Annotated in this window: 10 protein-coding genes; 7 read left to right on the top strand and 3 right to left on the bottom strand. The window is 46.5% G+C overall.

The window, feature by feature from the left end; genetic code table 11:
* Positions 1-37: 37 nt before the first annotated feature.
* Complete coding sequence (locus ACWJJS_RS13445; RefSeq protein WP_003152780.1) at positions 38-529, bottom strand: DUF1641 domain-containing protein; 492 nt, start codon at positions 527-529, stop codon at positions 38-40.
* A 17-nt stretch (positions 530-546) separates the two neighbouring features.
* The gene (fdhF, locus tag ACWJJS_RS13440; RefSeq protein ID WP_101235299.1) at positions 547-3,489 is read right to left on the bottom strand and encodes a formate dehydrogenase subunit alpha; all 2,943 of its coding nucleotides are present in this window, start codon (positions 3,487-3,489) and stop codon (positions 547-549) included.
* A gap of 306 nt (positions 3,490-3,795) precedes the next feature.
* Here fdhF and ACWJJS_RS13435 point away from each other — a divergent pair, with 306 nt between their 5' ends.
* The 7 genes from ACWJJS_RS13435 (at position 3,796) to ACWJJS_RS13405 (ending at position 10,766) form a co-directional block, all read left to right on the top strand.
* The gene (locus ACWJJS_RS13435) at positions 3,796-4,164 is read left to right on the top strand and encodes a DUF2294 domain-containing protein (protein WP_003152783.1); all 369 of its coding nucleotides are present in this window, start codon (positions 3,796-3,798) and stop codon (positions 4,162-4,164) included.
* A 265-nt stretch (positions 4,165-4,429) separates the two neighbouring features.
* Entirely contained in the window at positions 4,430-5,230 is an 801-nt protein-coding gene (locus ACWJJS_RS13430) for a formate/nitrite transporter family protein (RefSeq protein ID WP_007408225.1), read from the top strand.
* A gap of 389 nt (positions 5,231-5,619) precedes the next feature.
* A complete protein-coding gene (locus ACWJJS_RS13425; protein WP_003152787.1) occupies positions 5,620-5,760 on the top strand; it encodes a YrzI family small protein in 141 nt (46 codons plus the stop codon).
* 173 nt (positions 5,761-5,933) lie between these two features.
* Entirely contained in the window at positions 5,934-6,089 is a 156-nt protein-coding gene (locus ACWJJS_RS13420) for a hypothetical protein (protein WP_162988639.1), read from the top strand.
* Between the two features lie 172 nt (positions 6,090-6,261).
* Complete coding sequence (locus ACWJJS_RS13415) at positions 6,262-6,801, top strand: class I SAM-dependent methyltransferase (RefSeq protein ID WP_165409528.1); 540 nt, start codon at positions 6,262-6,264, stop codon at positions 6,799-6,801.
* Between the two features lie 209 nt (positions 6,802-7,010).
* On the top strand, positions 7,011-7,577 hold the full coding sequence (locus ACWJJS_RS13410; protein WP_003152789.1) for a TetR/AcrR family transcriptional regulator: 567 nt from the start codon (positions 7,011-7,013) through the stop codon (positions 7,575-7,577).
* 27 nt (positions 7,578-7,604) lie between these two features.
* Positions 7,605-10,766: a bifunctional cytochrome P450/NADPH--P450 reductase gene (locus tag ACWJJS_RS13405; RefSeq protein ID WP_454023643.1), complete on the top strand. Its 3,162-nt coding sequence runs from the start codon at positions 7,605-7,607 to the stop codon at positions 10,764-10,766.
* A gap of 149 nt (positions 10,767-10,915) precedes the next feature.
* Here ACWJJS_RS13405 and ACWJJS_RS13400 read toward each other — a convergent pair whose 3' ends face one another.
* Entirely contained in the window at positions 10,916-12,124 is a 1,209-nt protein-coding gene (locus tag ACWJJS_RS13400) for an MFS transporter (RefSeq protein WP_454023642.1), read from the bottom strand.
* Positions 12,125-12,187 lie beyond the last annotated feature (63 nt).

The following is a 12,187-nucleotide window of genomic DNA, read 5'->3' as shown; positions in this document are numbered from 1 at the left end:
AAAAGCCATTGTCTTTTGACAATGGCTTTTTCATTTCTTATTCAGACGGGGTTTCGCGTAATTCTTTTCCCATTCCTTTTAAAAACTGCAGCCCGAAGCCGAGCGCGCGGTTAATATCAGGATCACCGACGGCTTTCATCAGTTCAAACATACTGACTTTCCTGTCCTCTTTTAAAAATCTTTGCGCCTGATCCGTCCCGGCCATGGCGCTTTCTAAAAGTCTGCCCATAAATTCGGGATCAGCTTTTGACAGCGCGCCTCCCGCGGCCATCATCGTATTCAGAAGATTGGTGACAGGTTCCCGGGAAATCTGTCCGAGTGCGATTTTGGCAATCTCCTCTTTTGCCTGGAGCATATAGCCGGCGGCATCAAAAATGCCCAAGCCATTCAGCTCTGCCATAATAGACATCGTTTTCGCGACGGCTTCTTCATTTTCTGCGAGAAGCGTCTTCAGTTCTTCCAGTTTTTCAGCTTTCAGCTGTTCCTCTGTTTTCGTTTCTTTTTGAATTTCAGTAATTGGGCTTGCCATAATGTTTCCCCCTTTCCTTAATCAGTTAAGTGCACATAGCCCGGACGGTTCCATTTTCGCTGAGCTTCCACACCGTTTTGCGGATGACGTTTTTTGTTCCGCGGATTCGTTTTCGGAAGCGGCGGTGTATCACAGGAACCGAGCACTTCCATGCGGACTTTTGTCTGTTTATAGGCAGGTGTATGTGTCCGTGAATCATACGCAGGCCCGGTCAGGAAATTAATCGCAGAATCTTTATCTGTAGAGTTCATCGGCAGATAAAGCTCATTTGCGCGGACACGGTCTGTCACAAGCGCATTCAATTTAACCGCCCCAAAAGGAGAGACGAGCCGGATCATTGTTCCGTCGCAAATTCCGCGTTCAGCCGCGAGCTCCGGCGATACTTCAACAAATACATCCGGCACTTTAGACTGAATGCCCTTCGATTTGTTTGTCATGTTTCCTTCGTGGAAATGTTCAAGCATCCGTCCGTTGTTAATATGCAGGTCATATTCTTCAGGGAATACGGCAGGCTCCACCCAATCGCTCAGCGCAAAACGGGCCTTTTTGTCCGGGAAGTTAAAGCCGTCTTCATAAAGAAGCGGAGTGCTTTCTCCCGTAAAGCTTCCCCACAGGAAGCTGTTCCAGCCGCTAAGAACGTCGTAGCTTGCTTTTCCGAACAGCGGAGAAAGGCTTGCCATTTCTGAGAAAATGTCGCTTGGATGCGTGTAATTCCAATCAGCGCCTAAACGATTGGCGACTTCCTGAATAATCCACCAGTCGGGTTTGGCATCGCCTAGTGTCGGAAGCGCCTGATACAATCTTTGTACACGACGCTCTGTGTTTGTAAATGTTCCGTCTTTTTCAAGAGATGGAACCGCAGGCAGGATGACATCCGCGTATTGCGCCGTTCTTGAAAGGAAAATATCCTGCACAACAAAGAAATCAAGGCTGGATAAAATGTCATGAACATGGTTGGCGTTTGAATCGACGAGCGCCATATCTTCACCGACAAGATACATGGCTTTCATGTTTCCTTCTTCAATCGCATGGAGCATTTCGATATTATCAAGACCCGGCTTGCCGTCAATTTCAACACCGTAAGCTTTTTCGAATTTAGCGCGTGCCTCATCATCGGTAATATGTTGATACCCCGGAAGCCAGCCTGGAAGAGTTCCCATATCGCAAGCGCCTTGAACGTTGTTATGTCCCCGCAGCGGATAGGCTCCGGCGCCCGGGCGGCGGTAGTTCCCTGTGGCAAGCAGCAGATTGGAAATCGCCGCTGATGTATCAGAGCCGCCTGTATTCTGGGTAACGCCCATGCCCCAAAGAACACAGGTGCCGTCTGCATCACGAATCATTTCGGCAATGCGGATGATCGTATCCTGAGAAAGTCCGGTGATGCGCTCCGCATATTCTAATGTATACTTTTTCAGCGTTTCTTTATAATCTTCAAAGTAGTTGACATTCTCATCAATAAACGCTTGATCGTGCCAGCCTTGGTCAATCATATATTTTGTCACTGCCATGAGCCAGACTTGGTCAGTCCCTTGTTTCGGGCTGATAAAGAGGTCGGACCGTTCAGCCATTTCATTTCTGCGCAGATCGGCAACAATTAATTTTTGTCCGTGCAGCTTATGTGCGCGTTTCACGCGTGTAGCCAGAACCGGATGTCCTTCGGCCGGATTGGCGCCGACGATGAGCACGAGGCCCGCTTTTGCGATATCTTTAATTGTGCCGGCGTCACCTCCCATACCGACTGTGCGGAATAAGCCGTCCGTTGCCGGTGACTGGCAGTAGCGTGAACAGTTATCCACGTTGTTGGTTTCAAATACTTGACGCGCTAATTTTTGAATAACGTAGTTGTCTTCATTCGTAATTTTAGAAGAAGAAATAAAACCGACAGAACCATTTCCGTGTTCGGCCTTGATCGAACCGAGTCTTGAAGCGACAAGATCAAGAGCTTCTTCCCATGACGATTCAACAAATGCGCCGTTTTTCCGGATAAGCGGTTTTGTAATCCGTTCTTCCGAATTCACGAAGTCCCAGCCGAATTTCCCTTTCACACAAGTGGAAATCGCGTTAACCGGAGCATCGGAAACAGGCTGAATTTTAAGGATGTCACGGCCTTTTGTCCATACTTCAAAAGAGCATCCGACGCCGCAGAACGTGCAGACTGTTTTTGTTTTTTTCGTCCGTTTATCGCGCATAGCCGCTTCCACTTCTGACACGGCGAAGATGCTGGTATAGTCGGGTTCAACATTTTTCACTAAATCAATCATCGGTTCCATGACATCTTCTTTTATTCCTGTCATAAATCCGGCTTGGCCGAGCATTGATTTTTCCATCAGTGCGTTACAAGGGCAGACAGTGACACATTGGCCGCAGCTGACGCAGGATGATTCATTAATGGCGACGCCTTCATCCCAAATGACCCGCGGGCGGTCGCGCTCCCAATCAATTGAAAGGGTCTCATTCACCTGAAGGTTTTGACACACTTCCACACATTGACCGCAGGCGATGCATTGGTTCGGATCATAGCGGTAAAACGGGTGAGACATATCAACCGCGCACTTTGAATCATCTTTCGGCGTATACGGATATTTCTGATGCTCAATTCCCATCATTTCCGCTGTATTATGCAGTGTGCAGTTGCCGTTGTTGTTATCGCATACCGTACAGTAAAGCAGGTGATTCTCGAGCAGGCGGTCCATGGCCTCTGTTTGAGCCTCTTTTACCCTTCCCGACGTAAGCGAGATGGACATCCCGTTTTCTGCAGCCGTGGAACAAGAGCGCTGCAATTTCCCGTTTACTTCAACAATACAGGTGTCACATGTTTGAATCGGATCTACTTCCGGTACATGGCATATTTGCGGAATCTCAATGCCGTTTTGGTTTAAAATATCTAAAATCTTAGACCCCTCTGGTGCTTCATACTCCGTGCCGTCAATTTTGACACGGATAGACTGAACGTCTGTCACTTCCAATTCCCCTCCATCTTTTAAACTCGAAAAAAAGCCATGCACATAGATACCGGCCTCCTGTCCGGAGAACGGTATAAATACGCATGGCGGAATAGTTCACTAGCAAGTCTTACTAACAGACCAATCCTATTTGTATAAAACGATAGACTCGTAACACGTTTCCTATTACAAATCCATCTTCACTGCTTTTATTATAAGGTGATATTTATTATAATACAATACGAAAGGAAAACTTTAACCAGGTGAAATGTCAAAAAGGGGAACCGGGAATGTCTTTCATAGGCTGAAATCGGAGGGGACAATATGTCTAAAAAAATTCATGAATTTAACGATATTATCCGGAAATTGCGCAAAGAATTATTTGGAAAGGGGCCGGAACGAATTCACACCGTTTTTGTGGATAACATGGCGGTATCAACGCTTTACGGCAATCTAAGCGCAAGTGAGCAGTTTATCGCACGCACGCCTGAAGGAAGAGAAATGGTTCATGCGGCGCGGACCAGCTTAATTCAGGAACTGTATTCAAAACAAACGCCTGACGGAATGGAAGAGCTCATCGGAGCAAAGCTCGTGCATCTGTTTTCAGACATCAAGATCGAAGAGAATATTGCGGTGTCTGTATTTGTCTTTGACCGAACCATTGAAGAGCGCCGTGAAGAAATCAAAAGCTGAAAAAAATTCAATTGACACGAAATTGTCACATTTGATATGATATGAACTGCCAGCAGTGGCTTAAGGACGATTTTTTTATGGAATGTGTGCATGATCTGTACATTTTCTATAGCTAATATTTTCATTCTGCTTGATATTGTTGTATGGGTATGCATACAAGTTAGGCAGCATTCAAACCCGTTTTAGACGGGCTGTTTGAATGCTGCCTTTTTTGTTAGGCGTCTTTGGAAACTGCGGGGCTGAAATGATAAATGGAGGGGTTATTATGGCTTTTCGTAAACCGGACGAAATAGCGGAGCTTGCGGTCGAATCAGGGGTAAAAAAGGTGCATTCACCGCTTTCAGCACTGATTGTATTAGGATTTTTGGGAGGAGCGTTTATCGCACTCGGTTATTTGCTTGATATCCGTGTCATCGGCGACCTTCCGAAAGAATGGGGAAGCCTGTCGAGTTTAATCGGGGCGTCCGTGTTTCCCATCGGATTGGTGCTCGTCGTTCTTGCCGGCGCGGAGCTGATTACGGGTAATATGATGTCGGTATCTATGGCGCTTTTTTCCAGAAGAATATCCGCCGGTGCATTAGTGAAAAATTGGGTGATCGTGACGTTGATGAATCTTGTCGGCGCACTGTTTGTCGCTTACTTTTTCGGACATGTTGTCGGATTAACCGAAACAGGACCTTACTTGGAAAAAACGATTGCGGTCGCACAAGGCAAATTGGATATGCCGTTTGGAAAAGTTATTGTTTCGGCGATCGGCTGTAACTGGCTTGTCTGTTTGGCCGTCTGGCTTTCTTTCGGCGCAGAAGACGGAGCCGGAAAAATCGCGGGTATATGGTTTCCGATTATGGCGTTTGTCGCGATTGGTTTTCAGCACGTTGTAGCCAATATGTTTATCATCCCGGCTGCGATTTTTGCAGGTTCTTTTTCGTGGGGTGATCTGATTGGCAATCTCATTCCGGCCTTTATCGGGAATGTAATCGGCGGGGCAGTGTTTGTCGGCCTTATTTATTTTATTGCATATTCAAAAAAAGATCAGAAAAAGCAAGGGATGAAAAGAGTTTCCTGAGGTAAGAAAGATGCCGGAAAACAAGGACAATTGAAGCGGAATGCCAGCACATTTTCCGTCCAAATCTTGAAAAAAATGTTTACAAAATGGAAGCTGATGGATATACTTACAAAGTAAGAAAAAAGCAAAGGGAGGTTGAATCACATGACGACGTTAAACGGCAATCAAAATTTACAATTGAACCGATTCAGCCTGTGGAAGAGTTCGTGTCCTTCCTTAACCTCTGCCCGTCAAGCACGTTAATTTCGGAGTATCAGGACATTCGCAGCTCCCCGCAGGGAAAGAAGCTCCGTCTTCTTTTGTCTGCGGATTTAGTCTGCCCGCAGCGCATATGAAGTTTGCTGCGGGTTATTTTCGCTTGTGCGGATATTGAAAGGGGGTGAGCGATAATGACCATTAATCTTTTCTTTTTAACACTGACCATTTCAAAGCGTTTTAAAAGTGCGGAAGAGTATGAACGAGAACAGCAGGTCGAAGAGTTTTATAATGAAGCGAAAGAACGACAGCTGAAACACTTTTATATGAACTGAACGGACACGAAGGGCTAAAACGGAGGAGAAGGAGGAGATCATCATGTTCAGAATTGAACTGCTGAATCATTACACAATGGAGAAGGACCAGGTTTAGCGAGGATGTTGCTGTCACGTCGCAGACGGCCTGCATACCATGGTAAAGAAAGAAAAATTGGTAAGCGGGTGATAGCATGCAAGGCGGTCAGAACAGAATTCCATCCATCGGGCACGGGTATGCGTCAATGCCCCATTCATTTAAACACGGCTACGGCAACCCGTATCGCCGGCAGAGAATGGCGGCGCTTTCCCGGCAGACAAGATATACAGCACCGTATTATTGGTACTAGAGCAGGCGGAAAACCTACGTTTTCCGTCTTTTTTTTATGAAAACAAATATAAATTTCAAATAAATCGAAACGTTCATGAAGAGAAGTGCGTCTAGTTAGTACCTCATACTAATACGAGGTGATATTATTTCTGAATAATAAATCACAGGAATGGAAAAGCGGGTGTTATACAATGTTGCAACATACATCTTCAGCATTAAAACGAATGCGCGCGAAATACTTTGCTGCATCAGAACCGGCAGAGTCAGTCATTCAGCAAATCTTGATGGACATACAGGAATACGACCGCATTTTGGAAATCGGGACCGGAAACGGCTCAATGTTTAAACAAATCATCGGACAGCTTGAAAAGGGCAGTCTTAAAAGCATAGAAACATCGAAACGTAAAATACGGAAAACACAGCGCGCAAACCGTTCGGTTATAAAAGCCGGGCTCGGAAACATTCAGCAGGGGAGGCCTGAAAACTTACCGTTCCGCGATCGCAGCTTTCATAAAGTTTTTTCATTACATACTGCTGAAACAGTCAGCGATTACAGGACAGCATGTAAAGAAGTGTACCGCGTTCTTCAAATTGACGGGTGTTTCTATATGGTTTTGAAACCTTCGCGGATGAGTGAGAAGGATATGATTGAGGTGCTCTATGATCAGCATTTCAGACACATTTCAGTTGTCAGCAGAGATTCATTCCATTTTATTACTGCCATTAAATAGAATATTTCTTGGGAAATAAAAAGAGCTGCTTAAGTCACTGCAGCTCTTTTTGTGAAATTGGGCATATTTCCTTATTTTTGGTTATTTCACATCTATTTTATATTAAAAAAAGTTTTTTTCTTATACAATGGTAATCAGATGACCGTACATTTTAAATATTTTGAACAAACGGAATGAATATTCATTCCGCGTTTAGAAAGGGGGATGAAATGACAGCTTCAAACAAGGTTGAACTCATTATGAAAGCGTCGCTTACTTTGTTTACAGATAGAGGATTTGACGCCACGACGATTCCGATGATTGCCGCTCAGGCCGATGTCGGAACCGGCACAATCTACCGTTACTTTGACAGTAAAGAGACACTTGTGAACGTACTGTATCAGGAAAGTGCGCAGCGTTTTATGAAAAAAGTCAAAACGGACTTTCAGGGTATCTCTGTAAGAGAAGGGTTTCATCACCTGTTTTATTGTCTGATTGATTTTACGAAGGAAAGTGAGTATGCATTGTTTTTTCTTGAAACGAATAAGGACGCCTACTTTCTGAATGAAACGAGCCGTAAGCTTCTTGATGAAATAACACAGATGCTTGACGTCTTTTTTCAGCGCGGCAAGTCTGAAGGTGTGCTCCGCAATCTGCCGTCCAATGTGCTGATGGCGCTGCTGCTCGGGGCATATCTCAAACTCTATCAGCTTATCCGGACGGGAAGCGTCGAAATAACAAAACCGTTTCTGAAAGAACTGGAACAATGTTCTTGGGATGCCATCAGAACTCATTAATTATTCGCCGAAGGAAGGAAGATCGATATGAAACAGCTAAGCGCTATACCGCAGCCGAAAACATACGGACCTCTGAAAAATCTCCCTCACTTGGAAAAAGAAAAACTGTCACAATCGCTCTGGAAAATTGCCGAAGAATACGGCCCGATCTTTCGTTTTGAATTTCCGAACTCTGTCGGGGTCTTCGTCTCAGGCCGCGAGCTCGCGGCAGAAGTCTGTGATGAAAAGCGATTTGATAAAAACCTCAGTAAAGCCTTGCTGAAAGTCCGTGAGTTTGGCGGTGACGGACTATTTACGAGCTGGACTCACGAAAAGAATTGGCAGAAAGCGCATCGGATTTTATTGCCGAGCTTCAGCCAGAAGGCGATGAAAGGCTATCATTCAATGATGCTTGATATTGCCATGCAGCTCGTGCAGAAGTGGAGCAGGTTAAATCCGAATGAAGAAATTGACGTCGCTGAAGATATGACGCGCCTGACGCTGGATACAATCGGCCTGTGCGGATTTCATTACCGCTTTAACAGCTTTTACCGCGACACACAGCATCCTTTTATCACGAGCATGCTTCGCGCGCTGCAGGAGGCAATGCGCCAATCACAGAGACACAGCCTGCAGGACAAGCTGATGATCAAAACGAGACATCAGTTCCAGCAGGATATTGAAGTGATGAATGAACTCGTAGACCGGATCATCGCTGAGCGGAGGGAAAATCCGGATGAGAATCTGTCTGACCTTTTAGCATTGATGCTTGAAGCGAAAGATCCTGTAACAGGTGAAAGGCTGGATGATGAAAATATCCGCTATCAAATCATTACCTTTTTGATCGCGGGGCATGAAACCACAAGCGGACTGCTTTCATTCGCGATTTACTGCCTGCTGAAAAATAAAGATAAATTGAAAAAAGCCGTTCAGGAAGCCGAGCGGGTGCTGACGGGAGAGACACCTGAATATAAGCAGATTCAGCAGCTGACATATATCCGCATGGTGCTGAACGAGACTTTGCGGCTGTATCCGACTGCCCCGGCATTTTCCCTGTACGCGAAAGAAGATACGGTTCTCGGCGGGAAATATCCGATTGCGAAGGGACAGCCGGTGACGATTCTGACTCCGCAGCTGCACCGGGATAAAAGCGCGTGGGGAGAAGATGCCGAGTTATTCCGTCCGGAAAGGTTCAGCGATCCCGCGGCAATTCCGGCTGATGCGTATAAGCCGTTCGGAAACGGACAGCGCGCATGCATCGGGATGCAGTTTGCCCTGCAGGAAGCGACAATGGTGCTCGGCCTTGTCCTTAAACACTTTGAACTGATTGATCATACTGATTATGAGCTTACGATTAAAGAAGCTTTAACCATTAAGCCCGGTGATTTTAAAATCCGTGTGAAAAACAAGGATGTGTCCAATCAGCAGTCCGCACAAAACCATAAAGCTGAAGGCAGCGGTCACAAAGAAGAAACGAAAGAAATCCCGTCCCACGGAACGCCGCTTCTCATTCTTTACGGTTCAAATTTGGGAACTGCGGAAGGAATCGCGGAAGAGCTGGCTGACATCGGCAGAAGCAAAGGATTTTCAACTGAAACCGGCCCGCTCGATGATTATACGGGGAAACTGCCTGTAAAAGGCGCAGTCGTTATTGTGACGGCTTCTTATAACGGGGCGCCGCCTGATAATGCGGCGGGTTTTGTGAAATGGATGGAAACCCTTGAAGATCAGGAATTAAAGGGTGTTTCTTATGCTGTCTTCGGCTGCGGAGACCGCAACTGGGCCGCCACTTACCAGAGGATCCCCCGCCTGATAGACAAAGTGCTTGAAGAAAAAGGGGCAAAACGGCTGACTTCTATCGGGGAGGGCGACAATGCCGATGATTTTGAGTACAGTCAGGAAGCCTGGGAAGACTCATTCTGGAAGGACATCATGAAGGCTTTTCATATAGAGGCCGCTCCAAAACAGGCAAACAAATCACAGTTATCAATCGAATACGTAAGTGAAGCAGCCGAGACGCCGATTGCCAAAACGTACAAAGCATTTGAGGCGGAAGTCATCACAAACAAAGAGCTTCATACCGAAAGCAGCAAGCGTTCAGTCCGGCATATTGAGCTGCGTCTCCCGAAAACCGAAACGTATCGGGAAGGAGACCATCTCGGGGTGCTTCCGCAAAACAGCGGGGAACTGATCAGCCGTGTCATTCGCCGATTCGGTCTTGATCCGAACCAGCACTTTAAGATCAAGGGCCGGCAGCTGCCTCATCTGCCGATGGACCGGCCGGTTAATGCGCCGGAGCTTTTGGCGTCATATGTAGAGCTGCAGGAACCGGCAACGAGAGCCCAGCTTCGCGAACTTGCCGCCCATACCGTGTGCCCGCCGCACCAAAAAGAATTGGAGCATCTTTATTCTGACGATGCGGCATATAAAGAAAACGTGCTGAAAAAACGAATGACCATGCTGGACCTGCTGGAAGATTATCCGGCTTGTGAACTGCCGTTTGAGCGCTTTTTAGAACTTCTGCCGTCCTTAAAGGCGCGCTATTATTCAATCTCAAGCTCACCGAAGTCAAACAAAAGGGAGCTCAGTATCACGGTCGGCGTTGTGACGGCTCCGGCGTGGAGCGGCCGGGGAGAATACAAGGGCGTGGCTTCGAACTATTTAGCCGGATTACAAAATGGCGATTCTGCCGTCTGTTTCATCCGCTCGCCGCAGTCGGGTTTCGCATTGCCTGAAAATACGAAAACGCCTCTCATTATGATCGGAGCAGGCACCGGAATTGCACCGTTCAGGGGATTTATCCAGGCGCGGGCTGCAGAAAAAATGTCCGGTAACAGCCTGGGCGAAGCTCATTTATACTTCGGCTGCAGACATCCTGAAGAAGACGATCTGTACAAAGATGAATTCGACCATGCGGAGAAAAACGGCCTTGTCACCGTGCATCGGGCGTATTCCAGATTAGATCAGGACTGTAAAGTTTACGTACAGGATGTCCTGCTTCGCGAGGCTGCACAGATTATTGCGCTTCTTGACCAAGGCGGCCATCTCTATATATGCGGAGACGGAAGCAAAATGGCTCCGGCTGTCGAAAATGTACTGCTTCAGGCGTATGAAAAGGTGCATAACACTGATTCAAAAGTTTCCTTGAATTGGCTTGAACAGCTGCAGGCGGAAGGAAGATATGCAAAAGATGTTTGGGCAGGTGTGTAACAGAAGCGTAAGGCAATTGAAGATTGTGTTTTAATTGAAGAAAGCCGGCACGATATTTGAAATCTACTGAATCAAAAGGAATAGTTATAGGGAGTATCGTGCCGGCCTTATCTTTAGTATCGGACAAAAGACACAAATCTTTAATGTTTTTATTGATTTACATGCAGGCGGCTATGTCCCTTTTTTCTGAATTCCGCCAGAAATAAAACCGGATAAGACAGCAATAGCAAAACCGAAATAAATGAAATGATACCGATCCAATGAAAATGCGTCCAAAAGAAACCGCCGCAAGACCCGGCCACGCTTGACCCGATATAGTATGCAAGCAGATATAATGAAGAGGCTTGCGCGCGCTGATCACCGGCTGCGCGGCCGACCCAGGCGCTTGCGATCGAATGTGCGCCGAAAAAGCCGAAGGTAAAGACGGCAATCCCCGCGATTTTAAGGGCAAGCTGGGGCAAAAGTGTCACCGCTGCACCGGCCAGCATAACAAAAATCGCAATCTTAATCATTTTTGCACTTCCGAAAAGGTCCGCTTTTTTCCCCATATAGACAGAGCTGAACGTTCCCGCGAGATAGACAATAAAAATAAAACCGATCACAGTCTGTGACAAATGATAAGGAGCCGCCATTAAATGAAAGCCGATATAATTATATAATGTCACAAAACTCCCCATTAATATAAATCCCAGAGATATTAACAAAAGCAGCCGTTTGCGGTGTAGAACCGCTCCGTATTCCTTACATGCCGCTTTTACGCCCGCATGCCGCTGAGATGAATGGCGCGGAGCCGGAAGAAAACGCCAAAACAAATAGCTTAATACAATAGAAAGAATGCCGATAATGGCAAGCGCCGGCCGCCAGCCGAATACATCAGTCAGAAGCCCCGTTAACAGCCTGCCGCTCATTCCCCCGATGCTTGTGCCGCTGATATATAAGCCCATCATTTTCCCGAGGCCCTTCGGATCAAACTCCTCGCCTACATATGTCATAGCGACAGCAGGAACGCCTGCCTGAAAAATACCGAGCAGCCCCCTCATCGCCAAAAGCGCCGGAAAAGCCGGACTGAACGCTGTTAATAGACCTAAAACAGAAGTAGCTGTTAACGACAGCACCATTAATTTTTTTCTGCCGAATCCGTCAGACAACGAAGCGGCGGCCAATAATGAAAATGCCAAAACGGCTGTTGAGATGGATAAAGTTAAGCTGGCAGCTGCAGCGGAAATATGAAACTCTTCCGAAAACAAAGGCATAAGCGGCTGTGTCGTGTAAAGCGTGGCAAATGTCACAAAGCCGCTGATAAACAGAGCCAAGCTGGCCTTTCTGTAAGCCTTTGTATGAGGCTGAATAAACGTCATGAATGTCCCTCTTTTCTCACTGTTGGTTATATATGTATCGTACGCTTTTCATTTCAATGTGTC

This window comes from Bacillus sp. JK106, from assembly GCF_053663355.1.
Note: the sequence above shows the minus strand (reverse complement) of the source record. Positions and strands in the feature narration are given on the sequence as shown.